Origin of the sequence: Streptomyces sp. NPDC026672 (assembly GCF_040638185.1) — a bacterium.
GTDB lineage: Bacteria > Actinomycetota > Actinomycetes > Streptomycetales > Streptomycetaceae > Streptomyces.
The window spans coordinates 128,107-153,709 of the sequence record NZ_JBEZXS010000002.1 but is presented as its reverse complement, the minus strand read 5'-3'; the positions used below and the strand labels follow the sequence as shown (position 1 = coordinate 153,709).

At 73.6% G+C, this 25,603-nt stretch carries 19 protein-coding genes and 1 pseudogene; 11 read left to right on the top strand and 9 right to left on the bottom strand.

Translation table 11 applies throughout. The features are described 5' to 3' along the window. The first annotated feature begins 190 nt into the window (after positions 1–190). Both AB0F77_RS02380 and AB0F77_RS02375 read left to right on the top strand, forming a co-directional pair. Positions 191–1,135 (top strand): multicopper oxidase domain-containing protein, encoded by a 945-nt coding sequence (locus AB0F77_RS02380; RefSeq protein ID WP_361940048.1) that lies wholly within the window; start codon positions 191–193, stop codon positions 1,133–1,135. A gap of 45 nt (positions 1,136–1,180) precedes the next feature. Next, entirely contained in the window at positions 1,181–2,233 is a 1,053-nt protein-coding gene (locus AB0F77_RS02375; protein WP_361940045.1) for a LacI family DNA-binding transcriptional regulator, read from the top strand. A 24-nt stretch (positions 2,234–2,257) separates the two neighbouring features. On the opposite strand, the gene AB0F77_RS02370 is transcribed toward AB0F77_RS02375, so the two are convergent. Further along, entirely contained in the window at positions 2,258–3,043 is a 786-nt protein-coding gene (locus AB0F77_RS02370; protein ID WP_361940042.1) for a VOC family protein, read from the bottom strand. Positions 3,044–3,313: 270 nt separating this feature from the next. Here AB0F77_RS02370 and AB0F77_RS02365 point away from each other — a divergent pair, with 270 nt between their 5' ends. Then, positions 3,314–3,559: a WhiB family transcriptional regulator gene (locus AB0F77_RS02365; protein ID WP_361940039.1), complete on the top strand. Its 246-nt coding sequence runs from the start codon at positions 3,314–3,316 to the stop codon at positions 3,557–3,559. 115 nt (positions 3,560–3,674) lie between these two features. Here the strand turns inward: AB0F77_RS02365 and AB0F77_RS02360 are convergent, their stop codons facing one another. The 3 genes from AB0F77_RS02360 to AB0F77_RS02350 form a co-directional block, all read right to left on the bottom strand. After that, positions 3,675–4,649: an acyl-ACP desaturase gene (locus tag AB0F77_RS02360; RefSeq protein ID WP_361940036.1), complete on the bottom strand. Its 975-nt coding sequence runs from the start codon at positions 4,647–4,649 to the stop codon at positions 3,675–3,677. Positions 4,650–4,902: 253 nt separating this feature from the next. Next, entirely contained in the window at positions 4,903–6,597 is a 1,695-nt protein-coding gene (locus tag AB0F77_RS02355; RefSeq protein WP_361940033.1) for an ATP-binding cassette domain-containing protein, read from the bottom strand. Positions 6,598–6,875: 278 nt separating this feature from the next. Continuing rightward, a complete protein-coding gene (locus AB0F77_RS02350) occupies positions 6,876–7,292 on the bottom strand; it encodes an SsgA family sporulation/cell division regulator (protein WP_361940030.1) in 417 nt (138 codons plus the stop codon). A gap of 350 nt (positions 7,293–7,642) precedes the next feature. Between AB0F77_RS02350 and AB0F77_RS02345 the strand changes: the two genes are divergently transcribed. The 3 genes from AB0F77_RS02345 to AB0F77_RS02335 all read left to right on the top strand — a co-directional run bounded on the left by AB0F77_RS02345 (position 7,643) and on the right by AB0F77_RS02335 (position 9,665). Next, positions 7,643–8,716: an oxidoreductase gene (locus AB0F77_RS02345; RefSeq protein ID WP_361940567.1), complete on the top strand. Its 1,074-nt coding sequence runs from the start codon at positions 7,643–7,645 to the stop codon at positions 8,714–8,716. Positions 8,717–8,734: 18 nt separating this feature from the next. Further along, positions 8,735–9,445: an endonuclease V gene (locus AB0F77_RS02340; RefSeq protein ID WP_361940027.1), complete on the top strand. Its 711-nt coding sequence runs from the start codon at positions 8,735–8,737 to the stop codon at positions 9,443–9,445. An 88-nt stretch (positions 9,446–9,533) separates the two neighbouring features. Continuing rightward, a complete protein-coding gene (locus AB0F77_RS02335) occupies positions 9,534–9,665 on the top strand; it encodes a hypothetical protein (RefSeq protein ID WP_361940024.1) in 132 nt (43 codons plus the stop codon). Here AB0F77_RS02335 and AB0F77_RS02330 read toward each other — a convergent pair. After that, complete coding sequence (locus tag AB0F77_RS02330) at positions 9,647–10,849, bottom strand: saccharopine dehydrogenase NADP-binding domain-containing protein (protein WP_361940021.1); 1,203 nt, start codon at positions 10,847–10,849, stop codon at positions 9,647–9,649. The two genes, AB0F77_RS02335 and AB0F77_RS02330, sit on opposite strands and share 19 nt — an antisense overlap. A gap of 207 nt (positions 10,850–11,056) precedes the next feature. Here AB0F77_RS02330 and AB0F77_RS02325 point away from each other — a divergent pair, with 207 nt between their 5' ends. From AB0F77_RS02325 to AB0F77_RS02315, 3 genes are all read left to right on the top strand, one after another. Beyond that, on the top strand, positions 11,057–12,217 hold the full coding sequence (locus tag AB0F77_RS02325; protein ID WP_361940018.1) for a CaiB/BaiF CoA-transferase family protein: 1,161 nt from the start codon (positions 11,057–11,059) through the stop codon (positions 12,215–12,217). 139 nt (positions 12,218–12,356) lie between these two features. Beyond that, entirely contained in the window at positions 12,357–13,571 is a 1,215-nt protein-coding gene (locus AB0F77_RS02320) for an acetyl-CoA C-acetyltransferase (protein ID WP_361940015.1), read from the top strand. A gap of 45 nt (positions 13,572–13,616) precedes the next feature. After that, on the top strand, positions 13,617–15,806 hold the full coding sequence (locus AB0F77_RS02315; RefSeq protein WP_361940011.1) for a 3-hydroxyacyl-CoA dehydrogenase NAD-binding domain-containing protein: 2,190 nt from the start codon (positions 13,617–13,619) through the stop codon (positions 15,804–15,806). Between the two features lie 16 nt (positions 15,807–15,822). On the opposite strand, the pseudogene AB0F77_RS02310 reads toward AB0F77_RS02315, so the two are convergent. Further along, positions 15,823–16,523, bottom strand: a pseudogene (locus tag AB0F77_RS02310) (MerR family transcriptional regulator). Between the two features lie 24 nt (positions 16,524–16,547). Next, the gene (locus tag AB0F77_RS02305) at positions 16,548–18,041 is read right to left on the bottom strand and encodes a M1 family metallopeptidase (protein ID WP_361940008.1); all 1,494 of its coding nucleotides are present in this window, start codon (positions 18,039–18,041) and stop codon (positions 16,548–16,550) included. Between the two features lie 201 nt (positions 18,042–18,242). Between AB0F77_RS02305 and AB0F77_RS02300 the strand changes: the two genes are divergently transcribed. Further along, entirely contained in the window at positions 18,243–20,192 is a 1,950-nt protein-coding gene (locus AB0F77_RS02300) for a Xaa-Pro dipeptidyl-peptidase (RefSeq protein WP_361940005.1), read from the top strand. Positions 20,193–20,314: 122 nt separating this feature from the next. Here the strand turns inward: AB0F77_RS02300 and AB0F77_RS02295 are convergent, their stop codons facing one another. Then, entirely contained in the window at positions 20,315–21,238 is a 924-nt protein-coding gene (locus tag AB0F77_RS02295) for an FAD-dependent oxidoreductase (RefSeq protein WP_361940564.1), read from the bottom strand. Between the two features lie 169 nt (positions 21,239–21,407). On the opposite strand from AB0F77_RS02295, the gene AB0F77_RS02290 reads away from it, so the two are divergent. After that, positions 21,408–23,048 (top strand): ABC-F family ATP-binding cassette domain-containing protein, encoded by a 1,641-nt coding sequence (locus tag AB0F77_RS02290; protein ID WP_361940002.1) that lies wholly within the window; start codon positions 21,408–21,410, stop codon positions 23,046–23,048. A gap of 40 nt (positions 23,049–23,088) precedes the next feature. Here AB0F77_RS02290 and AB0F77_RS02285 read toward each other — a convergent pair whose 3' ends face one another. Then, a complete protein-coding gene (locus tag AB0F77_RS02285) occupies positions 23,089–25,494 on the bottom strand; it encodes a Tex family protein (protein WP_361939999.1) in 2,406 nt (801 codons plus the stop codon). Positions 25,495–25,603 lie beyond the last annotated feature (109 nt).

The following is a 25,603-nucleotide window of genomic DNA, read 5'->3' as shown; positions in this document are numbered from 1 at the left end:
TCACACACCCCTCGTCGGTCACAGCAAACGCCAAGGAAGCTAGACCTCTTTGCCCGACTCGCCAATAGGTATGACCGCAATGGCACGAACTTTGTCCTGAGTGTGGATAAACGAAGCCCGGACCGGTACCGTCTCACCGGTTCATCAGGATTCGTCTCCGCAAATTCCGTACCAGCGTGGGGAGTTCGGCATGGACAGACGCGGTTTCAACCGGCGGGTGCTGCTCGGGGGCGCGGTGGTGGCCACCTCCCTGTCCCTGGCGCCCGAGGCGGTGGGCGCGGCCGGCCCGGCACGCACCGCGCCGGCCGGCGGCGAGGTGAAGCGGATCAAGCTCTACGCCGAGCGCCTGGACGACGGACAGATGGGCTACGGCTTCGAGAAGGGCAAGGCCACGGTCCCCGGGCCGCTCATCGAACTCAACGAGGGCGACACGCTGCACATCGAGTTCGAGAACACCATGGACGTCCCCGCGAGCCTGCACGTGCACGGCCTGGACTACGAGATCTCCAGCGACGGGACCAAGCTGAACCGGAGCGACGTCGAGCCCGGCGGCACCCGCACCTACACCTGGCGCACCCACGCCCCCGGCCGTCGGGGGGACGGCACCTGGCGGGCGGGCAGCGCGGGCTACTGGCACTACCACGACCATGTCGTCGGCACCGAGCACGGCACCGGCGGCATCCGGGCCGGCCTGTACGGGCCGGTGACCGTGCGGCGCAAGGGAGACGTCCTGCCGGACGCGACCCACACGATCGTCTTCAACGACATGACCATCAACAACCGGCAGCCGCACACCGGTCCGGACTTCGAGGCGACGGTCGGGGACCGCGTCGAGTTCGTGATGATCACGCACGGCGAGTACTACCACACCTTCCACATGCACGGTCACCGCTGGGCGGACAACCGCACCGGGCTGCTCACCGGACCCGACGACCCGAGCCGGGTCGTCGACAACAAGATCGTCGGCCCGGCCGACTCCTTCGGCTTCCAGGTGATCGCCGGGGAGGGCGTCGGGGCGGGCGCGTGGATGTACCACTGCCACGTCCAGAGCCACTCCGACATGGGGATGGTGGGGCTGTTCCTGGTGAAGAAGACGGACGGGACGATCCCCGGCTACGAGCCGCACCACCACTGACCCCGGCCGTATCCTGATCGGCAGCCGCCGATGAGGAGTCCCGAAGTGACCGAGACAGCGCCGCGTCCCACCCTGGAGGCCGTCGCCGCGCGGGCCGGGGTGTCGCGGGCCACCGTGTCGCGGGTCGTCAACGGCGGGGACGGCGTCCGGGAAACCCTCGTGGAGCGGGTGCGGCGGGCCGTCGAGGAACTCGGGTACGTGCCCAACCAGGCGGCCCGCAGCCTGGTCACCCGCCGGCACGACGCGGTCGCCGTCGTCGTCGCCGAACCCGAGACCCGGGTCTTCGCCGACCCCTTCTTCGCCCTCCAACTGCGCGGCATCAGCAAGGAGCTGACGGCCCACGACAACCAGCTCGTCCTGCTCCTGACGGAGGGGCGGGCCGACCACGCGCGGGTCGCCCGGTACCTCGCAGGCGGTCACGTCGACGGCGCGCTCGTCTTCTCCCTGCACCTCGACGACCCGCTCCCCGGGCTCATCCAGGGCGCCGGCGTGCCCACGGTGTTCGGCGGGCGGCCCGACTGGAAGGACGGCTCCCCGGTCTACGTGGACAGCGACAACCGGGGCGGCGCCCGCGAGGCCGTACGCCATCTCGTCGGCCTGGGCCGGACCCGGATAGCGCACATCACCGGGCCGCTCGACCAGACCTCCGCGGTGGACCGGCTCGACGGGTACCGGGACGTCACGGGGGACGCCGACCCGCGGCTGGTCGTGGAGAGCGACTTCACGCCGTCCGGCGGGGAGCGGGCCATGCGGGACCTGCTGGAGCGGTGCCCGGACGTGGACGCGGTGTTCGCCGCGAACGACCTCATGGCGGCGGGGGCGCTGGAGGTGCTGCGCGCGAGCGGACGGCGGGTGCCCGAGGACGTCGCCGTGATCGGCTTCGACGACATGCTGCTCGTCGCGGAGCGCAGCGACCCGCCGCTGACGACGGTCCGCCAGGACATCGAGGAGATGGGCCGCCTGATGACCCGGCTGCTGCTGAACACCACGACGCCGGCCGCCAGGCCGCGGCCGGGCCGCGCGCCGGCTCAGGACGACGGGGCCCCGCCGGTCAGCACGATCCTCCCGACCACGCTGATCCGCAGGGCCTCCGCCTGACCGGCGGGCCGCCCCCGCCCCCGCTCACTCCTGCGGGGGAGTGCTCCTGATGATCGCGAAGCGGGCCCCCTGGGGGTCGGTGAGCTTGGACATGCGGCCCACCCCGTCCAGCGTGGTCGGCGCCATGCGGACCGTGCCGCCCAGGCGCTCCGCCTGCGCGGCCACCGCGTCGGGGTCCTCGACCTCGAAGTACGGCAGCCAGTACGCCGTGTCCTCCGACGGGTCCTCGGCCAGCGGCACGATCCCGCCGAACACCGACTCGTCCCCGCCGTCCTCCGGGTTGACGGAGGTGTAGGTCCCGCCGGGGAACGGCACCGCCGCGGTCTCCAGCCCCAGCGAGCGGTTGTAGAAGGCCGCGGCCGCCGCCACGTCCGCCGTGTACAGCTCGGTCCAGCACAGCGAGCCGGGGTCGCCGGCCACGTCCACGCCCTTGGTCAGCGCGGGCTGCCAGATCCCGAACCGCACGCCCGCCTGGTCGGCGAAGACCGCCATGCGGCCCTGGCCCATCACATCCATGGGCGGGGTGAGCACCCTGCCGTGTGCCTGCTCGACGGCCTTCGCCGTGGCCTGCGCGTCACCGCTTCGGAAGTACACCGTCCAGGCGGGCGGACCCTGCTCGGCGGTGATCTGCGCCCCGCCGGCGACGGTCCGGCCGTCCAGTTGGAAGAAGCCGTAGCCGCCGGCGTCGGGTCCGGCGGACCGGAACGTCCAGCCGAACAGCGAGCCGTAGAAGGAGACGGCGCCGGCGATGTCGGACGTGCCGACGTCGAGCCAGTTCGGAGCGCCGTCGACGAAACGGGTGGTGAGCATCATCGCCCTCCTCGGAAGGGTCCCGTCCTGTGCACTGCCGAGTCTGGCACCGGCCACCGACACCCGCCGCCCCGGCCCGCCGTGTGTCGCGCCCGCCGGAGCCGTCACCCGGGGTGATCCGGGGGATTCCCCAGGTTTTCCCCAGGAGTCCGCGCGCCGCCGTGCGCCGCGGTGGCCGGGCGGCGCATCATCGGGGCGGCAGGAGGCCATGGACCCGGCGTTGAACGGACGTTGATCCGACGTTTTTCGCCGCTCGGCACGATCCTGGCCATGCACACCGAGACCATGACCTCGCCCGACCTCGCCTGGCAGGAGGGGGCGCTGTGCGCGCAGACCGGGGCCGACTTCTTCTTCCCCGAGCCCGGCAGCTCCGTGCGCGACGCCAAGCGCATCTGCGGGATGTGCCCCATCCGCGACGCCTGCCTGGAGTACGCGCTGGACAACGACGAGCGCTTCGGCGTCTGGGGCGGCCTGTCGGAGAAGGAACGCCAGGCCCTGCGCCGCACCTCGCCGTGACCCGGGCGCCCCGGGGAACGGGGCGGTACGCGCGAAGTGCCCGCCCCTCCTCGTGGAACGCGGGAGGAAGGGCGGGCACTTCGCCGACGGATCAGGCCGTGGACCAGGCCGTGGTTCAGGCCGTGGCGCGGGCCGCCATGCGGGCCTTGCGGGCGGCCAGGCGCTCGTCGAAGCGGCTGGCCTCCGTGTCGAGGCCGGTCATGAACATCCCCAGCTCCTCCTGCGCCTGGCGTCCCTCCGGGCCGAGGCCGTCGATCTCCAGGACCCTCAGGAAGCGCAGCACGGGCTGGAGGACGTCGTCGTGGTGGATGCGCAGGTTGTAGACCTCGCCGATGGCCATCTGCGCGGCGGCCCGCTCGAAGCCGGGGATGCCGTGACCGGGCATGCGGAAGCCGACGACGACGTCCCGGACGGCCTGCATCGTCTGGTCCGGGGCGAGCTCGAAGGCCGCCTTGAGCAGGTTGCGGTAGAAGACCATGTGCAGGTTCTCGTCGGTCGCGATGCGCGCCAGCATCCGGTCGCAGACCGGATCGCCCGACTGGTGGCCGGTGTTGCGGTGCGAGATGCGGGTCGCCAGCTCCTGGAAGGCGACGTAGGCGACCGAGTGCAGCATGGAGTGCCGGTTGTCGGACTCGAAGCCCTCGCTCATGTGGGCCATGCGGAACTGCTCCAGCTTGTCCGGGTCCACCGCCCGCGAGGTGAGCAGGTAGTCGCGCATCACGATGCCGTGCCGGCCCTCCTCGGCCGTCCAGCGGTGCACCCAGGTGCCCCAGGCGCCGTCACGGCCGAAGAGCGAGGCGATCTCGTGGTGGTAGCTGGGCAGGTTGTCCTCGGTGAGCAGATTCACCACCAGCGCCGTACGGCCGATGTCCGTGACCTTGGAGTGCTCCTTCTCCCACGCCTCGCCGTCCTCGAAGAAGCCCGGGAAGTTGCGGCCGTCGCCCCACGGCACGTACTCGTGCGGCATCCAGTCCTTGGCCACCTTGAGATGCCGGTTCAGCTCCTGCTCCACCACCTCTTCCAGGGCGTACAGCAGCCGCGCGTCGGTCCAGACGGACGGGCTGTCGACACGGGGGGAGGTGATCGTCACGGGAACTCCAGGGGGACGGCGGTACACGGAGGAGGAACGCGGAATCGACCGGCGAGCGGTGCCGGGAACCTACGAGATCGTAGGCTACGAACCCGTAGGTTACGAGACCGTAGGTTAAGTGCGCTGTAAGGCCCGCTGCTCAGACGGCGTACGGACGACGTGTCAGACGTACGGCTCCCGCAGCCGCACCGACAGACACGTCACACATCCTTCCAGCTCCTCGAACTCCCGATGTCCACCGCGACGGAGCGTCTCAGGAGGGCCACGTCCTGACACCGAGGGGTTCTGCGTCCGCGCCCGCCCCCGTGTCCGCGTCGGCGGCGATCTCTTCCGGCGAGGTCTCGCGCAGTCCGTCGCCGGTCAGGAGCAGCCAGCGGGTGATGCCCGCCGACTCCAGGAACGGCAGGTCGTGACTGGCCACGACGAGGGCTCCCTCGTACGACTCCAGGGCCGTGGTGAGCTGCCGGACGCTCGCCATGTCCAGGTTGTTCGTCGGCTCGTCGAGCATCAGCAGCTGCGGCGCGGGCTCGGCCAGCAGCAGCGCGGCGAGGGCGGCCCGGAAGCGCTCGCCGCCGGAGAGCGTCGCCGCCCGCCGGTCGGCGCGCCCGCCCCGGAACAGGAAGCGGGCCAGCCGGGCCCGGATCCGATTGGCGGTGGCGTCCGGCGCGAACCGGGCCACGTTCTCCGCGACGGTCAGTCCGTCGTCGAGGACGTCGAGACGCTGCGGCAGGAAACGCAGCGGCACATGGGCCGTCGCCTCGCCCGACACCGGCGCCAACTGCCCGGCGACCGTGCGCAGCAGCGTGGTCTTCCCCGACCCGTTGCGGCCGATCAGCGCGACCCGCTCGGGCCCGCGCAGCTCGATCCGCCCGCCCACGCGCGCGCCGTACGCGAGCTCCAGGTCCTGGAGCGTCAGGACGGCACGGCCCTGCGGGACGGCCGTGTACGGCAGGTCGACGCGGATCTCGTCGTCGTCCCGTACGGCCTCCACCGCCTCGTCGAGCCGTTCACGGGCCTCGTCGAGCCGCTCCTCGTGCAGGATGCGGTGCTTGCCCGCGGACTCCTGCGCCGCCCGCTTGCGCGCCCCCATCACGATCTTCGGCTCGCGCTTCTGGTCGGCCATCTTCTGCCCGTACCGCTTGCGCCGGGCCAGCTTGACCCGGGCGTCGGCCAGTTCGCGCTTCTGCCGGCGCAGATCGGCCTCGGCGGCGCGCACCGTGCGCTCGGCCGCCTCCTGTTCACCGGCGAGCACCTCCTCGTACGCGGTGAGGTTGCCGCCGTACCAGGTGACCTCCCCGGCGCGCAGTTCGGCGATCCGGTCGACCAGGTCGAGCAGTTCACGGTCGTGGCTGACCACGACGAGCACGCCCGGCCAGGACGCGACGGCCGCGTGCAGCCGCCGGCGTGCGAACAGGTCGAGATTGTTGGTGGGTTCGTCGAGCAGCAGCACGTCGGGGCGGCGCAGCAGCAGGGCGGCCAGGCACAGCAGGACCGACTCGCCGCCGGACAGTTCCCCGACGGTGCGGTCCAGGCCGACGTGTCCGAGGCCGAGTTCGCCGAGCGTGGCGAGCGCGCGCTCCTCGACGTCCCAGTCGTCGCCGACCGTCTCGAAGTGCTCCTCGGCGGTGTCGCCCGCCTCGATGGCGTGCAGCGCGGCCCGCCGTGCGGCGACGCCGAGCGCCTCGTCGACGCGCAGGGCGGTGTCGAGCGTGACGTTCTGCGGGAGGTATCCGATCTCGCCGGTGGCTCCCACGGTGCCGCCGGCCGGGGCGAGTCGTCCGGCGAGCAGCTTCAACAGGGTGGACTTTCCCGAGCCGTTGGCGCCGACCAGGCCGCTGCGGCCGGGCCCGAACGCGACGTCCAGGCCGTCGAGGACGGGGGTGCCGTCGGGCCAGGCGAAGGTCAGGGACGTGCAGGTGAGGGACAGGGACGATGACGACGATGACATGGCGGCCTCGCGGTTGCGCAGGGGCGGAAGGGGCGGACGCGTGTCGAGACACCGCGACGCGGCAACCAGGAAGGGCGAGGGGGCCATGGAGAAGGGCCCTGTGCCGGAGGACGGCTCGGACGCCGAGGTCGCACGCTGCGCACACCCCACGGGGGTGTGACGCGGTGACTCAGGACCTCAGACGAGCAACGTCCTTCTCCGATCGACGGCAGCAGAACCGTCGTGAACGCTACGGAGGGCCGGAAGGAGCTGTCAACGCGATTAACGCCGCCGCCGCGTCAGTATGTGTCCCCCATCAGCTCCGCGAGGTCGTGGTCCAGGTCGAGCTGGAGGTGCTCCAGGCCGACGGGGACCAGGTTCCCGGTCGCCTCCAGGAAGCGGCGTATCTCGCCCGAGCGGACGTGCACCACGGCGGTGCCCTCGGGGGCGTGGAACTCCAGGACGGTGCGGTCGTAGCCGTACGGCCGCACCCGTACGTCCCCGTGGCCCTCGGGGCCCTCCAGGCCCGCCGCCAGGAGCTCGCGGGCGAAGGTCCAGCAGACCTCGACGCCCTCCAGGGTGGCCGGGGCCGGGAAGGTCATCCGGACGGCGAACGGGTCGTGCCGGTCGTAGCGCAGCGTGGCGGGGATGCTCGGCATGCGCGGGGCGGCGGCGACGAGGCGGGCCTCTACGGGCTGCTCGATGACGGTGGACAACGCCTTGCTCCCTCGTGACGGCTGGGCGAACTTCCGGACTGATGGATCCTCGCAATGGAAGAGACGTAGGAAACGGCGGAATCGTGCACATCAATCGGGAGTGACATCGGTCACCGCACGCCCGTACGGGCACGAAGGGGGCGAACTCCCGTGCGGCGGGCGGCAGTCGGCGCCCTGGACGGCGGCGGGGGAGTGGGCTAGCTTCGCCCGCCATGAGGCGCATGAGCAGCACGGACACCATGGGCGGCACGGACGGCACGGACGGCACGGACGGCACGGACGGCACGGACAGCACGGGCGATACGGGCAGCACGCCGCGCGGGCGACGCGCGGGACGGACGCGCGGGCCGGTGGCCGCGGCGGCGGCGCTGGGGGCGGTGCTCGCCGCGCTGGCCGCCGGACCCGCAGCGGCCGGGACGCCGCACCACCCTGCCCCGCACCACCCCGCTCCGCACTGGCAGCTCCAGGACAGCGGTACGCCCGAGGTCCGCTACCGGGGCCTGGCCGCCGTCGACCGGCGCACCGCCTGGCTGGCCGGTACCGGCGGCACCGTCCTGCGCACCACGGACGGCGGCGCGCACTGGCGGAACGTCTCGCCGCCGGGCGCGTCCGGCCTGGAGTTCCGCGACGTCGAGGCGTTCGACGCGCGGCGCGCGGTCGTGCTGGCCATCGGCGAGGGCGACGCCTCCCGGGTCTACCGCACCGACGACGGCGGGGCCACCTGGACCGAGTCCTTCCGCAACACCGACCCGGCCGCGTTCTACGACTGCCTCGCCTTCTTCGACCAGCGCCACGGCCTCGCCATGAGCGACCCGGTGGACGGCCGGTTCCGCATCCTGTCCACCGGCGACGGCGGGCGCTCCTGGCGGGTGCTGCCCGGCGCGGGCATGCCGGCCGCCCAGACCGGCGAGGCGGGCTTCGCGGCGAGCGGCCAGTGCCTGGTCACGGCCGGGCCGAAGGACGTCTGGCTGGCCACCGGCGGCGCGGCCCGCGCGCGTGTGCTGCACTCCGGCGACCGCGGGCTGACCTGGACCGCCACCGACAGCCCGATCCCGGCGGGCGACCCGGCCCGCGGCGTCTTCGCGCTCGCCTTCCGCGACCGCGCCCACGGTCTGGCCGTCGGCGGCGACTTCCGCGCCGACCAGCCCTCGCCGCGGGCCGCCGCCGTCACCTCCGACGGGGGCCGCACCTGGCGGCCCGCCGCCACGCCGCCGCCCGCCTACCGCTCGGGCGTCGCCTGGCTGCCGCACAGCCGCACCACCGCGCTCGCCGTCGGCCCCACCGGCACCGATGTGACGACCGACGCCGGCCGCACCTGGCGCACCGTCGACACCGGCTCGTACGACACCGTGAGCTGCGCCCCCGACCTGAGCTGCTGGGCGGCGGGGGAGAAGGGGCGCGTGGCCCGGCTGGAGAGCCGCTGACCGTACAGTGGGCGGACCATGACGACCGTATCCGTGCCCGAGGGCTGGCCCGCGACCGAGGCGGAGGCCCGCGCGGTGCAGGACGCGCTGCGCGGGCGGGTGGTGCTCGACGAGACCGGACCCCCGCCCGGGACGGGCCGGGTGACGGGGGTCGACGTCGCCTACGACGACGCGCTCGACCTCGTGGCGGCGGCTGCCGTCGTGCTGGACGCGGCGAGCCTGGAGGTCGTCGCCGAGGCCACCGCCGTCGGACGGGTCTCCTTCCCGTACGTGCCCGGACTGCTCGCCTTCCGGGAGATTCCCACCGTGCTGGCCGCCCTGGACGCGCTGCCGTGCGGGCCCGGCCTGGTGGTCTGCGACGGCTACGGGCTCGCCCACCCGCGCCGCTTCGGCCTCGCCGCCCACCTCGGCGTCCTCACCGGGCTGCCCACCATCGGCGTCGCCAAGAACCCGTTCGTCTTCGTCCACGACGACCCGGGCACCGCGCGCGGCAGCGCCGCGCCGCTGCTCGCGGGCACCGAGGAGGTCGGGCGCGCCCTGCGCACCCGGGACGGCGTCAAGCCGGTGTTCGTCTCCGTCGGCCACCGGGTCGGCCTGGACAACGCCTGCGCCCACACCCTCGCCCTCACCCCGCGCCACCGGCTCCCGGAGACGACCCGCCGCGCCGACGCCCGGTGCAGGCAGGCCCTCCGGGAGGCGGCGGCCCGGACGCGGACGGGCCGGACCTGAGCACCCGTCCCGGCCGCCCCTCCTGAGTACCCGGCCTGAGTACGTGTACGGATGTGCCGCCCCCGTCCCCGCGGCGAGGCTGGGGCGCATGACGACACACCGCGCCCCGAAGCCCACTCCCGCCCAGCCGGTCGAACGCACCGTCCTGGCGGCCCTGGTCCTGTCCGTCCTGGCCGCCGTCGGCTGGATCGCCGGAATGATCTACACGCTCTGGCCCTGACCGGGCGGGAACTCGGCCACCACCCGGAAGACGACGCCCGCCGCGCGCAGCCGCGCCGTCAGCGCGTCGCCCATCGCCACCGCCGTGGTGACCTGCCCGGCCGTCGGCGGCAGCTCGTCGAACGCGAGGGACAGCGCCGCCTCGGCGAACATCTTGGCGCTCTCGTCGTAGCCCGGATCGCCGCCCGACACCTCCGTGAAGACCCGGCGGCCGCCGCCCTCGCCGACGAAGCGCACCGTGAACCAGCTCCGCGCCCGCTTCTCCGCGCTCGGTCCTGCACCGGGCCGCAGCCGGTGCGACAGCCAGCGGCGGGCGGGCGGCACCTGGGCCGCCGCGGTGACCGCGACCGCCCCCGCGACCCCGCCGAGCGCCACCGGCAGCCGCCGTACCGCCGCGTAGTTGCGGTAGCGGAAGTCGGGCCCGTAGCGCTCCAGCGCCCGCGCCGAGCGGCGGACGATCTGCGCGTCGATCGTGGGCAGCGGCAGCGCCCAGGCGCCCACCTCGGGGGCGAACCTCGGCGCCCCCGTCGCCGCGCTCGCCCGTCGCTCCAGCAGCCGCGGCTCGTGCCGGCCCCGCTCCCGCGCGGCGGCCCGGACACGCCGCCCGCGCGCGAGCTGGTCCAGTGTCGAGGCCAGGGTGCCGCCCGAGAAGGCCGCGTCCACGCTGACGTAGCCGTCCACGGTGAGCGGCACGCCCTCCGGCAACCGCCCGACCGTGAAGCGCACGCCCAGGTCGTGCGGCACCGAGTCGAAACCGCACGCGTGCAGCAGCCGCGCGCCCGTCTCCCGCGCGCGGGCGTCGTGCCGGACGTACACCAGGTCCGCGAACTCGGGCTCGCCCGCCAGGTCGAGGTAGTCCGTGCCGGCGTCCGCGCAGGCCGCGACCAGGGGCTCGCCGTGGCGGACGAAAGGACCCACGGTCGTCGCCACCACACGCGCCTGGTCCGCGAGCGCGCGCAGGCTCGCCGGGGAGGCCGCGTCGGCCCGCAGCACCCCGACGTCCGTGCCGCCGGGCAGCCGCTCGCGCAGCGCCCGCAGCCGGTCCTCGTCCCGGCCGGCGAGCGCCCACCGCAGACCCGCGGGCCCGTGTGCGGCGAGGTACCCCGCGGTGAGCCCGCCGACGAATCCGGTGGCCCCGAAGAGGACGACGTCGTAGGGCCGGTCCGCCCTGTTCAGCCTGCTCATGACACCCCTTGATCCCGCGGCGCGTGCCGCTGTCCGTGGCTGAGGCTAGCGTGGGGGGCACGGGCTGCGGCGACCGGTCCCGGACCGGCCGCCACCGCCCCCGGACGGCCCGACCAAGCGCTTGCTCTCCCAGGTCTTGTGCCGGGTGGAGCACCTTCCTAGCATCACTGGTGTCACATCGTTCGTGTCACATCGACTGGGGGCGGCATGACGACGACGGCAGCGACGCCGGCGCCGGGACAGGGGCCGCTCACGGGCGTGCGCGTGGTCGAACTCGCCGGCATCGGGCCCGGCCCCTTCGCCGCCATGCTCCTCGCCGACCTCGGCGCCGACGTGGTGCGCGTCGACCGGCCCGGCGGCCCTGGAATCGGCGTCGACCCGGCGTACGACGTCACCAACCGCAACAAGCGCTCCGTGGTCGTCGACCTCAAGGCGCCGGACGGCCCGGCCCGCGTCCTCGACCTCGCCGAGCGCGCCGACGTCCTCGTCGAGGGCTACCGGCCCGGCGTCGCCGAACGGCTCGGCGTCGGACCCGACGCCTGCCACGCCCGCAACCCCCGTCTGGTCTACGGCCGGATGACCGGCTGGGGCCAGGACGGCCCCCTCGCCGACCGCGCCGGGCACGACATCGCGTACATCGCCGTCACCGGCGCCCTCGGCATGATCGGCGCCCCCGGCCAGCCCCCGCCCGCCCCCGCCAACCTGCTCGGCGACTACGCGGGCGGCTCCCTCTACCTGGTCGTCGGCGTCCTCGCCGCCCTGCACCACGCCCGCGCGAGCGGCACCGGCCAGGTCGTCGACGCCGCCGTCGTCGACGGCACCGCCCACCTCACCGCCATGGTCCACGGCATGCTGGCCGCCGGCGCCTGGCAGGACCGCCGCGGCGCCAACCTCCTGGACGGCGGCTGCCCGTACTACGGCACCTACGAGACGGCCGACGGCGGACACGTCGCCGTCGGCCCCCTGGAGCGCCGGTTCTACGAGGAGTTCCTGCGCCTGCTCGACCTCACCGACCTGGCCCCGGCCCACGACGACCCGGCCCGCTGGGACGACCTGCGCGCACGGGTCGCCGCCCGCTTCCGCACCCGCACCCGCGACGCCTGGACCGCCGTCTTCGACGGCTCCGACGCCTGTGTGGCCCCCGTACTGTCGCTGCGGGAGGCCCCGCGTCACCCGCACCTCGCCGCCCGCGCCGTCTTCACCGACCACGGCGGTCTCACCCAGCCGGCCCCCGCGCCCCGCTTCTCCGCCACCCCCACCACCGTTCGCACCGGCCCCGCCCTGCCCGGCGCGGGCGCCGAGGACGTCGCCCGCGACTGGGACCTGCCCGGCCCGCCCGCCGTCGGTGCGGGGAAGGACGGCGCGTGAGGAACCCGCCCGTGCCCCCCCGGCTCCGCCGGGAGCCGTACCCGCCCGGCCGCGTCGCCGCGCACCGCGCGCCCCGGGTGCCCATGCTGAACACCGGCCCCGCAGACCGTCCAGCGAACCCTCGTGGAAAGGCCCCCCAGTGACCACCGAAGCGTACGTGTACGACGCGATCCGCACCCCGCGCGCCCGCGGCAAGGCGAACGGCGCCCTGCACGGCACCAAGCCCATCGACCTGGTCGTCGGCCTCATCCACGAGATCCGCGACCGCTTCCCGGACCTGGACCCGGCCGGGATCGACGACATCGTCCTCGGCGTCGTCGGCCCCGTCGGCGACCAGGGCTCCGACATCGCCCGCATCGCCGCGGTCGCCGCGGGACTGCCCGACAGCGTGGCCGGGGTCCAGGAGAACCGCTTCTGCGCCTCCGGTCTTGAGGCCGTCAACCTGGCCGCCGCCAAGGTGCGCTCCGGCTGGGAGGACCTGGTGCTCGCGGGCGGCGTCGAGTCGATGTCCCGGGTGCCCATGGCCTCGGACGGCGGCGCCTGGTTCAACGACCCGATGACCAACCTCGCCGTCAACTTCGTGCCGCAGGGCATCGGCGCCGACCTGATCGCCACCATCGAGGGCTTCTCCCGGCGCGACGTCGACGAGTACGCGGCCCTCTCGCAGGAGCGGGCCGCCACCGCCTGGAAGGAGGGGCGCTTCGCGCGCTCCGTCGTCCCCGTCAGGGACCGCGCCGGCCTCGTCGTCCTCGACCACGACGAGCACCCGCGCCCCGGCACCACCGCCGACTCCCTCGCGGGACTCAAGCCGTCCTTCGCCGACATCGGTGAGCTGGGCGGCTTCGACGCCGTCGCCCTCCAGAAGTACCACTGGGTGGAGAAGATCGACCACGTCCACCACGCGGGCAACTCCTCCGGCATCGTCGACGGCGCCTCCCTCGTCGCCATCGGCTCCCGGGAGGCGGGGGAGCGCCACGGACTCACCCCTCGCGCGCGGATCGTCTCCGCCGCCGTCTCCGGCTCCGAGCCGACCATCATGCTCACCGGCCCCGCCCCCGCCACCCGCAAGGCCCTCGCCAAGGCCGGGCTGACCATCGACGACATCGACCTCGTCGAGATCAACGAGGCGTTCGCGGCGGTCGTGCTGCGCTTCGTGAAGGACATGGGCCTGTCCCTGGACAAGGTCAACGTCAACGGCGGCGCGATCGCCCTCGGCCACCCCCTCGGCGCGACCGGCGCGATGATCCTCGGCACCCTCGTCGACGAACTGGAGCGCCAGGACAGGCGCTACGGCCTCGCCACGCTGTGCGTGGGCGGCGGCATGGGCATCGCCACCGTCGTCGAACGCGTCTGAACTCCCCGCGGGACCAAGAGACTTCACTCAACGGAGAGCACTGTCATGACCGAGAGCACCACCATCCGCTGGGAGCAGGACGACACCGGGGTCGTCACCCTCGTCCTCGACGACCCCAACCAGTCCGCGAACACCATGAACCAGGCGTTCCGCGAGTCCCTGGCCGCGGTCGCCGACCGCCTGGAGGCCGAGAAGGACACGATCCGCGGAGTGATCGTCACCTCCGCCAAGAAGACCTTCTTCGCCGGCGGCGACCTGCGCGACCTCATCCGTGTCACCCCCGAGACCGCACAGGAGCTGTTCGACGGCGGGCTCGCGATCAAGCGCGACCTGCGCCGCATCGAGACCCTCGGCAAGCCCGTCGTCGCCGCCATCAATGGCGCGGCCCTCGGCGGCGGTTACGAACTCGCCCTCGCCTGCCACCACCGCATCGCCCTCGACACCCCCGGCACCCGGATCGGCTGCCCCGAGGTCACCCTCGGCCTGCTGCCCGGCGGCGGCGGAGTCGTGCGCACCGTGCGCCTGATGGGCATCGCCGACGCCCTCCTCAAGGTCCTCCTCCAGGGCACCCAGTACACCGCCAGCCGCGCCCGGGACAACGGCCTCGTCCACGAGGTCGCCGAGACGCGCGAGGACCTGCTCGCCAAGGCCCGCGCCTTCATCGACGCCCACCCCGAGTCGCGGCAGCCCTGGGACAGGCCCGGCTACCGCATCCCCGGCGGCACCCCGGCCGACCCCGGGTTCGCCGCGAACCTGCCCGCCTTCCCCGCCAACCTGCGCAAGCAGACGAACGGCGCGCCCTACCCGGCGCCGCGCAACATCCTCGCCGCGGCCGTCGAGGGCGCCCAGGTCGACTTCGAGACCGCCCAGGTCGTCGAGGCCCGTCACTTCGTCGAACTGGCCGTCGGGCAGACCTCGAAGAACATGATCCAGGCGTTCTTCTTCGACCTCCAGGCCGTCAACTCCGGCGCGAGCCGCCCCCGGGACGTCGAGCGCCGGCAGGTACGCAGGGTGGCCGTCCTCGGCGCCGGGATGATGGGCGCAGGCATCGCCTACTCCTGCGCCCGCGCCGGCATCGAGGTCGTCCTCAAGGACGTCTCCCCGCAGGCGGCGGCCAAGGGCCGGGCGTACTCCGAGAAGCTGTGCGCCAAGGCCGTCGCCAAGGGCCGTACGACCCAGGAGAAGGCGGACGCGCTGCTCGCCCGGATCACCCCCACCGCCGACCCGGCCGACCTCGCCGGCTGCGACGCCGTCATCGAGGCCGTCTTCGAGGACCCGGCCCTCAAGCACAAGGTCTTCCAGGAGATCGAGCACGTCGTCGCCCCCGACGCGCTGCTGTGCTCCAACACCTCCACGCTGCCCATCACCGCCCTCGCCGAGGGCGTCGAGCGCCAGGCCGACTTCGTCGGACTGCACTTCTTCTCGCCCGTCGACAAGATGCCGCTCGTCGAGATCATCAAGGGCGGGCGCACCGGGGACGAGGCCCTGGCGCGCGCCTTCGACCTGGTCCGGCAGATCAACAAGACCCCGATCGTCGTGAACGACTCGCGCGGCTTCTTCACCTCGCGCGTCATCGGCCACTTCATCAACGAGGGCGTCGCCATGGTCGGCGAGGGCATCGAGCCCGCGTCGGTCGAACAGGCCGCGGCCCAGGCCGGCTACCCGGCCAAGGTGCTGTCCCTGATGGACGAGCTGACCCTGACCCTGCCGCGCAAGATCCGCAACGAGACGAAGCGGGCCGTCGAGGAGGCGGGCGGCACCTGGCCGGCGCACCCCGCCGAGGCCGTGATCGACCGCATGGTCGACGAGTTCGGACGCACCGGCCGCAGCGGCGGCGCCGGCTTCTACGACTACGGCCCCGACGGCACCCGCACCGCACTGTGGCCCGGACTGCGCGAGCACTTCACGCGGCCCGGCCGGGAGATCCCGTTCCGCGACATGCAGGAACGGATGCTCTTCGCCGAGGCGCTGGACACCGTCAGGCTCCTGGAGGAGGGCGTGCTGACCTCCGTCGCGGACGCCAACATCGGCTCGGTCCTCGGCATCGGCTTCCCCGGCTGGACCGGCGGCGTGCTCCAGTACGTCAACGGCTACGAGGGCGCCGCCGGCACCGGACTGCCCGGCTTCGTCGCCCGCGCGCGCGAACTGGCCGAGCGCTACGGGGAGCGCTTCGCCCCGCCCGCCCTGCTGGTGGAGAAGGCCGAGAAGGGCGAGACCTTCACCGACGGACGCTGACGGACCCGCGCGTGGCTCACCCCTCCTCCGGGGCGAGCCACGCGTGCAGTTCCTCCCGCAGCGACCGCTGGAAGGTCGTCAGCAGGGCCTGCACCACCAGCGGGCGCATGTGCGCCGAGAGCGACCTGACGTCCCGGGCGTCGCGTTCGGCGACCGCCTCGCGCAGCAGCGACGACAGCTCCCGGGCCGCCGCCCGCGCGTGCTCGGTCAGGGCGGCGCGGGCCGCGAGGACCGTCTCCTGGGAGAACGGCACGTCGGGCAGTTCCACGCCGAGCCGCAGCAGCCCGGTGTCGACCCGGAACGCCTCGCCGTCCCGCTCGACCACGTTCATCGCGGCCGGCCGGTCCAGGTCCGTCCCCTCCAGCGGCCGTCCCGCGCGGCGCTCCAGCTCCGCGCGGGACAGCGTCTCCGTGGTGTCCGGGGCCCAGGAGGACACCACGGCCCGCTGCACGGCGAGGTCCCGTGCGCTCAGGTCCGGCGGCAGCTGCCGCAGATGACGCTCGATGGCCGACAGCGTCATGCCCCGGTGCTGCAACTCCTCGATCAGGGCGAGCCGGGCCAGGTGCTCCGGGCCGTAGCGGCCGACCCGGCGGGGGCCGATCACCGGCGGGGGCAGCAGCCCCCTGGTGCCGTAGAAGCGGACCGTGCGCACCGTGACGCCGGCCCGGCGGCCAGCTCGTCGATCGTGAGGGTCGGCTCCTCGGCCTGCGTCGTCATGCGCAGCAGTATCGCCGTCCCGGGTCAGTGCGCGTGCACGTCGTGGGTGGACTCGATCTGCTTCCAGGACCTCGGCCGGGGCACCGGCGTGGTGGCCGTGGCGAGCCGGGCCGTGCGGGCCGCCGGTGCGGCGGGCTTGACCGGCTGGAACAGCCAGGTGTCGAAGAGGGCGGCCAGCGGACGGCCGGAGACCTGCTCGGCGTACCGCTCGAAGTCGGCGACCGACGCGTTGCCGTACGCGTGCTGCCGCGGCCAGCCCTTCAGGATCGCGAAGAACGCGTCGTCGCCGATCTCGTTGCGCAGCGCCTGGAGCGCCAGCGCCCCCCGGTCGTACACCGCGGCGTCGAACTGGTGGTCAGGACCCGGGTCGCCGGGCTTCACCGTCCAGAACGGGTCGTCCGCCGGGTGCGAGGCGTACGTGTAGTCGGCCAGCTCCTGCGCCGTGCCCTCGCCCTCGTGCTCCGACCACAGCCACTGCGCGTACGACGCGAAGCCCTCGTTCAGCCAGATGTCCTTCCAGCCCTTCACCGACACCGAGTCGCCGTACCACTGGTGCGCCAGCTCGTGCACGACCACCGAGGTGTTGGAGCCCTTGGCGAACTGCCGGGGGCTGTAGAACACCCGAGTCTGCGTCTCCAGCGCGTACGACGTGGTCGTGTTGGGCACGTACCCGCCCGCCGAGCCGAACGGATACGGCCCGAACCAGCCGCTCAGCCAGTCGACGAGCTCCCCGGTGCGCTCCACGCTCGCCCGCGCCGCCCCGTCGTTCTCCCCGAGGTCCGCGCTGTAGGCGTTGACGACCGGGACACCGCCCTCCGAGGTGCCGGTCGTGATGTCGAACTTCCCGACGGCCAGCGTGGTCAGATAGGTCGCCTGTGGCTTGTTCTCGCGCCACGACCAGCGGGTCCAGCCCAGCTTGGACACGGTCGGCTGGAGCGTGCCGTTGGAGATCACCTGGGTGCCGTCCGGCACCGCCACCGACACGTCGTAGGTCGCCTTGTCGAGCGGGTGGTCGTTGCTCGGGTACCACCACCACGCCGACTCGGGCTCGTCGGCCGCGACGGCCCCGTCCGGGGTGCGGTGCCAGGTCGAGAAGCCGTACGCGCTCTTCGTCGACGGCACCCCCGTGTAGCGGACGACGACCGTGACCGGCGTCCCCTTGGCCAGCGGCTTCTTCGGTGTCACCACCAGCTCGTGCTCACCGGACGTGGTGAACGCCGCCCTGGCGCCGTCGACCCGCACCTCGCTGACGTCCAGCAGGAAGTCCAGGTCGAAGCTGGACAGGTCCTGCGTGGTGGTCGCCAGGATCGTGGTCGTGCCCTCCAACTCGTCCGTCTCGGGCCGGTACTGGAGCCGGACGTCGTAGTGGGAGACGTCGTAGCCGCCGTTGCCGTAGTACGGGTAGTAGGGGTCGCCGATGCCGGGGGCGCCGGGGGCGAAGTCCGCCGCCGACGCCGGGACCGCCAGCAGCAGCGAGGCGGCCGCGAGGACGCCCGGCGCGAAGAATCTGCGGTGCACGAGAACTCCAAGTCGTAGGGCCGAGAAGTCTGTCCGGAGCCTATTCAGCCCCTGTGGCCTCTGACGTGTCCACGGCCGACGCTGTCACACGATCGCCATTCGGCCGTCACGGGCGCACCCGTCCCGGGGGCCGTTCCCGGCCACTGCGGACGCCCGACTGCCCTCTTCTGCACGGGAGTTGACAGGGGTACCGTCCCGCGCATGCCGATACGCACGCGCTTCACGACCTGGAGAACGCTCGCGCCCGCGGCCGTCGCGGCCCTCACCGCCGCCCTGCTGACCCCGGTGGCGGCCCACGCGGCACCCCGGGAGAGCCGCCCCGTCTACTCCTACACCGACGCCGTCCGCGAGTCCGTCTGGGTGGACACCGGCCTCGACTCGGACGGCGACGGGCACACCGACCGGGTCGCCGCCGACATCGTCCGCCCCCGCGAACCCGCCCGCCAGGGCCGGAAGATCCCGGTCATCATGGACGCCAGCCCCTACTACTCCTGCTGCGGCCGGGGCAACGAGAGCCAGCTGAAGACGTACGACGCGCAGGGCACCGTCACCGGGATGCCGCTGTTCTACGACAACTACTTCGTGCCCCGCGGCTACGCCGTCGTCGGTGTCGACCTCGCCGGCACCAACCGCTCCGACGGCTGCGTGGACGTCGGCGGCCCCTCCGACATCCGCTCCGCCAAGGCCGTCGTCGACTGGCTGAACGGACGCGCCCGCGCCTACACCAGCCGCACCGGCACCACCACCGTCCGGGCCACCTGGACGAACGGCCGCACCGGCATGATCGGCAAGAGCTGGGACGGCACCATCGCCAACGGCGTCGCCGCGACCGGCGTCGAGGGCCTGCGGACCGTCGTCCCGATCAGCGCCATCTCCTCCTGGTACGACTACTACTTCTCCCAGGGCGCCCCGCTCTACGGCTCGGGCCCCGACTGGCTCTCCGACTACGTCGAGAGCGACGACGCCCGCGCCCACTGCGCCGCCGTCCAGCGCGAACTCGTCGACGGCGCCCCGCGCTCCGGCGACCTCACCGCCCTGTGGGCCGCCCGCGACTACGTCAAGGACGCCGGCAAGGTCCGCGCCAGCGTCTTCCTCACCCACGGCATGCAGGACCTCAACGTCCGCACCAAGCACCTGGGACAGTGGTGGGACGCCCTCGCCGCGCACGGCGTCGAGCGCAAGATCTGGCTCTCCCAGACCGGCCACGTCGACCCCTTCGACTTCCGCAGGGGCGCCTGGGTCGACACCCTGCACCGCTGGTTCGACCACGAACTCCTCGGCTACGACAACGGCATCGACCGCGAGCCCATGGCCGACATCGAACGCCGGCCCGACCAGTGGGTCACCTCGGACGTGTGGCCGCCGGCCGGCACCCGCGCCACCACCCTGCACCCCGCCACCGGTTCCCGCCCCGGCGTCGGCACCCTCGCCCTGCGCCCCGCGACCGGCACCGAGACCTTCACCGACGATCCGCGGCTGAGCGAGACCGACTGGGCCGCGCACCTCGACACCACCACCCCCGAGAAGGCCGGCTTCACCACCGGGCCCCTCACCGCCGACCTGCGCCTGTCCGGCTCCTCACGGGTCACCGTCACCGCGACCCCGACCACCACCACGGCCCACCTCTCCGCCGTCCTCGTCGACGTCGGCCCCGACACCGTCCGCGACTACGGCGACGCCGGCGAGGGCATCACCACGCTCACCGACCGCACCTGCTGGGGCGGGAGCACCGCCGAGGACAGCGCCTGCTACCTGACCACCCGCGCGAAGACGGCCGACGTCGACCGTACGGTGATCAGCCGGGGCTGGGCCGACCTCGGGCACCGCACCGCCGACGGCAAGGGCGCCCCGCTCACCCCGGGCACGCCGTACACGATCACCCTCGACCTCGCGGCCACGGATCATGTCGTGCCGCAGGGGCATCGGCTGGCGCTGATCGTCGCGGGCACCGACCGCGATCTGATCGACCCGCCGTCCACCCGCCCGACGCTCACCCTGGACCTGTCCCGCACCGTGGCGCGGCTCCCGCTGGTCGGCGGCGCGGCGGCCTTCGGCCGTGCGACGTCGGGCACCGCCGCTGCCTCCGGCGGGGCGGCGGATCCGGGGGGCGTTCGAGTTCCGCACCTTTCCCGTCACGTTCCGGGGGCGTGACCCCCCTGGGGGCGTGGGGTCCGTCGGCTGCGGGTTCTTCGTGGCTTGTCGCGCCCGCGCGGCGGAGCCGCATGTTGATACGGCCCCGCGCCCCTTTGGGCGCTTTTTCGGAGCGCTCCCGGTCAAGGTGAGGTGGGGAAGGCCAGGGCTGCTGCTTGTTCGGCGCAGCCCCAGGCCACCGTCACCCCGGCGCCGCCGTGGCCGTAGTTGTGCACCAGGGTGCGGCCGTCCGGAAGCGACTGCCGCTCCAGCCGTACGGCGTCGCGCACCGGACGCAGCCCGACCCGGTGTTCCAGGACCCGGGCCCCGGCGATCTCCGGCCGTACGGCGGCGCACCGGGCGACGATCTCCTCCGCCACCCGCGGATCGGGCTCCAGCGACCAGTCGTCCTCCTCCGCCGTGCCGCCGAGGATCAGCCCGCCCGGCTGCGGGAAGAAGTACGTCGACTCGTCGGAGCGCTCGTCCGCCGACGTCAGCCAGGTCGTGATCCCCGGGTTCTCCACGACCACCAGCTGACCGCGCACCGGACGCACCGCCGGGTCCGGCACCAGCCGACGCGCCCCGAGGCCGGAGCAGTTGACCACCACCGCGGTCGGCACCGCCGCGAGATCGGTCACCTCCCGCTGCTCCACCCGTCCGCCCGCCGCCCGCACCCGCCCGCCCAGCCAGGCCAGATGGACCGGCATGTCGATCAGCGGGAGCCGCGCGGCGAGGCCCGTGCCCGCCTCCGCCTCGCACAGCCCCGGCACCCGCGCCGCCCACGGACCGAGCCCGGCCATCCGCACCCCCGCGTGCACCCCCTCGACCATCCGCACACCCGTCTCGTCCGGCCGCCGTGCCAGGCCCTCGTACACCGCGAGCGACACCAGCGCCCACTCGCCCACCAGCTCCTCGGGCCGGATGCGGTACGGCCACCACAGCGCGCCCGCCACCGCCGACGTGGTCCGCCCCGCGGGCTCCCGCGTCCACACCCGCACCCGCCGGCCACCCTCCGCGAGCACCAGGGCCGTCGTCAGCCCGATGACCCCGCCCCCGACCACGATCACTTCGTCACTCGGCTCAGCGTCCACGTCGGGACGTTAGCCGAACGCCTCCCCGCCCGCTCGCGATCGTCCCGTTCCGTCCACGCGCGGGGCCGGTGCCGCCCACACGCGGGTCCCGGGCCGCCCGCCGCACCGGCCCCGCTCCCGGCCGACCACTAGGATCGGCCCCCTGATGACTGCCACCCTCGTCGCCAAGAACCTCGCCGCCGGGCACGGCGACCGCTCCCTCTTCTCCGGGCTCGACCTCGTCGTCGCGCCCGGCGACGTGATCGGGCTGGTCGGTGCCAACGGCGCGGGCAAGTCCACGCTGCTGCGCCTGCTCGCCGGGCTCCTCGCACCCGAGGAGGGCGAACTGCGGCTCTCCCCGCCCACCGCCACCGTCGGCCATCTGCCGCAGGAGCCGGAGCGCAGGCCCGGCGAGACCGTCCGCGCCTTCCTCGCCCGCCGCACCGGGGTCGCCGAGGCGCAGCGGCTCATGGACGAGGCCACCCAGGCCCTCGTCGACGAGGCACCCGGCGCCGACGACGCCTACGCCACCGCCCTGGAGCGCTGGCTCGGCCTCGGCGGCGCCGACCTGGACGAACGCGCCGAGGAGGTCGCCGACTCGCTGGGCCTCGCCGTCGGCCTGGACCAGCCCATGACGTCCCTGTCCGGCGGCCAGGCGGCCCGCGCCGGCCTCGCCTCCCTCCTCCTGTCCCGCTACGACGTCTTCCTCCTCGACGAGCCCACCAACGACCTGGACCTCGACGGCCTGGAGCGCCTGGAACGGTTCGTCACCGGCCTGCGCGCGGGCACCGTCGTCGTCAGCCACGACCGCGAGTTCCTCGCCCGCACCGTCACCAAGGTCCTCGAACTCGACCTCGCCCAGCGCCGGATCAACCTCTACGGCGGCGGCTACGAGGCGTACCTGGAGGAGCGCGAGGTCGCCCGGCGGCACGCCCGCGACGACTACGAGGAGTACGCCGACAAGCGGGCCGCCCTCCAGGACCGCGCCCAGACACAGCGCGCCTGGATGGACAAGGGCGTGAAGAACGCCCGGCGCAGGGCGGGCAACGACAACGACAAGATCGGCCGCAAGTTCCGCAGCGAGGCCAGCGAGAAGCAGGCCGCGAAGGCCCGCCAGACCCAGCGCATGATCGAACGGCTGGAGGTCGTCGAGGAGCCCCGCAAGGAGTGGGAGCTGCGCATGGAGATCGCGGCGGCACCCCGCTCGGGCGCGGTCGTCGCCACGCTCAGGGACGCCGAGGTGCGGCGCGGCGACTTCGTCCTCGGCCCGGTGTCCCTCCAGCTCGACTGGGCGGACCGGGTCGCGGTGACCGGCGCGAACGGCTCGGGCAAGTCCACCCTGCTGGGCGCGCTCCTCGGCCGGGTGCCGCTGGACGCCGGGCACGCCGCGCTGGGCTCGGGCGTGCTGGTCGGGGAGGTCGACCAGGCCCGTGGACTGTTCCACGGGCCCGAGACGCTGCTGGACGCGTTCGCCGCGGCCGTCCCCGACACCGAACCCGCCGAGGTCCGCACCCTGCTGGCCAAGTTCGGCCTCAAGGCCGACCACGTGCTGCGCCCGGCGGCCACGCTCTCGCCGGGCGAACGCACCCGCGCCGCCCTGGCCCTGCTCCAGGGCCGGGGCGTCAACCTCCTGATCCTCGATGAGCCGACCAACCACCTGGACCTGCCGGCGATCGAACAGCTCGAATCGGCCCTGGCCGCCTACGAGGGCACGCTGATCCTGGTCACCCACGACCGCCGCATGCTGAACACGGTCCAGGTCACCCGCCGCCTGGAGGTGACGGACGGAAAGGTGACGGAACACTGACGGCGCGCCGCGCCCCCGAAGGGGCGCGGTGCCGTGCCCGTCAGCGCTTTCCCTTCTTGGGGTCCACCAATCCGGCCCGGCGCAGAGCGTCGGCCATCGCGCTGTTGGTCGGCGCCGGAGCCTGGCGCGAGCCGCCGCCCCCGCCGCCGCCCCCGCGGCCCTGCCGCTGCTGCGGCGGGCGCCCGCCCCGCTGCCGGCGTTCGCCGGACTCCCCCTGCTGCCGGCCCTCCCGCGGCGCGGCCGCCTCGTCGTCCAGACGCAGCGTCAGGGAGATCCGCTTGCGCGGGATGTCCACGTCCAGGACCTTCACCTTGACGATGTCACCGGGCTTGACCACGTCCCGCGGGTCCTTGACGAACGTCTTCGACATCGCCGAGACGTGCACCAGGCCGTCCTGGTGGACACCGACGTCCACGAACGCGCCGAACGCGGCCACGTTCGTGACCACGCCCTCCAGGACCATCCCGGACGACAGGTCGGCGATCTTCTCCACACCCTCCCGGAAGGTGGCGGTCCGGAAGGCGGGCCGCGGGTCGCGGCCGGGCTTCTCCAGCTCCCTGAGGATGTCGGAGACGGTCGGCAGACCGAACGTCTCGTCCACGAAGTCGCCCGGCCGCAGCGAACGCAGCACACCGGTGTTGCCGATGAGCGCGGCCACCTCCTGACCCGACGTCTTCACCATGCGCCGCACCACCGGATACGCCTCCGGGTGCACGCTGGAGGCGTCCAGCGGGTCGGAGCCGCCGCGGATGCGCAGGAAGCCCGCACACTGCTCGTACGCCTTGGGGCCCAGCCTGGCCACCTTCTTCAGCTCCCCGCGGGAGCCGAACGGCCCGTTCGCGTCGCGGTGCGCCACGATGTTCTCCGCGAGCCCGGAGGTGATGCCGGACACGCGGGCCAGCAGCGGCGCCGACGCCGTGTTCACGTCCACGCCCACGCCGTTCACACAGTCCTCGACGACCGCGTCCAGCGAGCGCGACAGCTTCACCTCGGACAGGTCGTGCTGGTACTGCCCGACCCCGATCGACTTCGGGTCGATCTTCACCAGCTCGGCCAGCGGGTCCTGGAGCCGGCGGGCGATGGAGACCGCGCCGCGCAGCGACACGTCCATGTCCGGCAGCTCCTGCGAGGCGAACGCGGACGCCGAGTACACGGACGCGCCCGCCTCCGACACCATCACCTTCGTGAGCTTCAGCTCCGGGTGCCTGGTGATCAGTTCACCCGCGAGCCTGTCGGTCTCCCGGGACGCCGTGCCGTTGCCGATCGCGACGAGCTCGACCGTGTGCTCCTTCGCCAGCCGCGCCAGCTTGGCGATCGCCTCGTCCCACTTGTTCGCCGGGACGTGGGGGTGGATCACGTCGGTCGCCACGACCTTGCCGGTCGCGTCCACGACGGCCACCTTCACGCCCGTACGGAACCCGGGGTCCAGGCCGAGCGTGGCGCGGGTGCCCGCGGGGGCGGCGAGCAGCAGGTCGCGCAGGTTGGCGGCGAACACGTTCACCGCCTCGTCCTCGGCGGCCGTGCGCAGCCTGAGCCGCAGGTCGATGCCGAGGTGGACGAGGATCCTGGTCCGCCAGGCCCAGCGCACGGTGTCGGCCAGCCACTTGTCGGCGGGCCGCCCCCGGTCGGCGATCCCGAACCGGCCCGCGACGATCCCCTCGTACGACGCCGCCGACGCGGAGGCCGACGGCTCGGCGGGCTCCTCGGGCTCCAGGACGAGGTCCAGGACCTCCTCCTTCTCGCCGCGCAGCAGGGCGAGGACGCGGTGCGAGGGCAGCTCGGTGAACGGCTCGGTGAAGTCGAAGTAGTCGGCGAACTTGGCGCCCGCCTCCTCCTTGCCCTCCCGCACCTTGGCGGCGACGCGCCCGCGCACCCACATCCGCTCGCGCAGCTCGCCGATCAGGTCGGCGTCCTCCCCGAACCGCTCGGTGAGGATCGCCCGCGCCCCGTCCAGGGCGGCCTGCGGATCGGCGACGCCCTTGCCGGCGTCCACGAACGCCGTGGCTGCGGCGAGCGGCTCGACCGAGGGATCGCCGAGCAGCCCCTCGGCCAGCGGCTCCAGACCGGCCTCGCGCGCGATCTGCGCCTTGGTGCGCCGCTTCGGCTTGTACGGCAGGTAGACGTCCTCCAGCCGGGCCTTGGTCTCGGCGTCCCGGATGCGCTCCTCCAGCTCCTCGGTGAGCTTGCCCTGCTCCCGCACCGACTCCAGGATCGCCGCCCGGCGCTCCTCCAGCTCCCGCAGATAGCGCAGCCGCTCCTCGAGCGTGCGCAGCTGCGCGTCGTCGAGCATCTCGGTCGCTTCCTTGCGGTAGCGGGCGATGAAGGGCACCGTCGAACCGCCGTCGAGCAGTTCGACCGCGGCCCTCACCTGCCGCTCCCGTACGCCGAGCTCCTCGGCGATCCTGCCTTCGATGGACCCTGCTGCCGCAGGCCCGGGTGTCGTCACGATCCCGTACCGCCTTCTCCACTGAGGTTGCGCGGCAATTGTGGCAGGTGACACCCGCGTCCGGGGCCCAGGGCGCTCCGCCCGCGCCGTTGCGGCCATCACCGGGTCC

Excerpts from the sequence above, each read along its gene's own strand:
- AB0F77_RS02380 (WP_361940048.1), top strand. The coding sequence starts at position 191 with ATGGACAGACGCGGTTTCAACCGGCGGGTGCTGCTCGGGGGCGCGGTG.
- AB0F77_RS02370 (WP_361940042.1), bottom strand. The coding sequence starts at position 3,043 with ATGCTCACCACCCGTTTCGTCGACGGCGCTCCGAACTGGCTCGACGTC.
- AB0F77_RS02365 (WP_361940039.1), top strand. The coding sequence starts at position 3,314 with ATGCACACCGAGACCATGACCTCGCCCGACCTCGCCTGGCAGGAGGGG.
- AB0F77_RS02355 (WP_361940033.1), bottom strand. The coding sequence starts at position 6,597 with ATGTCATCGTCGTCATCGTCCCTGTCCCTCACCTGCACGTCCCTGACC.
- AB0F77_RS02340 (WP_361940027.1), top strand. The coding sequence starts at position 8,735 with ATGACGACCGTATCCGTGCCCGAGGGCTGGCCCGCGACCGAGGCGGAG.
- AB0F77_RS02335 (WP_361940024.1), top strand. The coding sequence starts at position 9,534 with ATGACGACACACCGCGCCCCGAAGCCCACTCCCGCCCAGCCGGTCGAA.
- AB0F77_RS02330 (WP_361940021.1), bottom strand. The coding sequence starts at position 10,849 with ATGAGCAGGCTGAACAGGGCGGACCGGCCCTACGACGTCGTCCTCTTC.
- AB0F77_RS02325 (WP_361940018.1), top strand. The coding sequence starts at position 11,057 with ATGACGACGACGGCAGCGACGCCGGCGCCGGGACAGGGGCCGCTCACG.
- AB0F77_RS02315 (WP_361940011.1), top strand. The coding sequence starts at position 13,617 with ATGACCGAGAGCACCACCATCCGCTGGGAGCAGGACGACACCGGGGTC.
- AB0F77_RS02300 (WP_361940005.1), top strand. The coding sequence starts at position 18,243 with ATGCCGATACGCACGCGCTTCACGACCTGGAGAACGCTCGCGCCCGCG.
- AB0F77_RS02290 (WP_361940002.1), top strand. The coding sequence starts at position 21,408 with ATGACTGCCACCCTCGTCGCCAAGAACCTCGCCGCCGGGCACGGCGAC.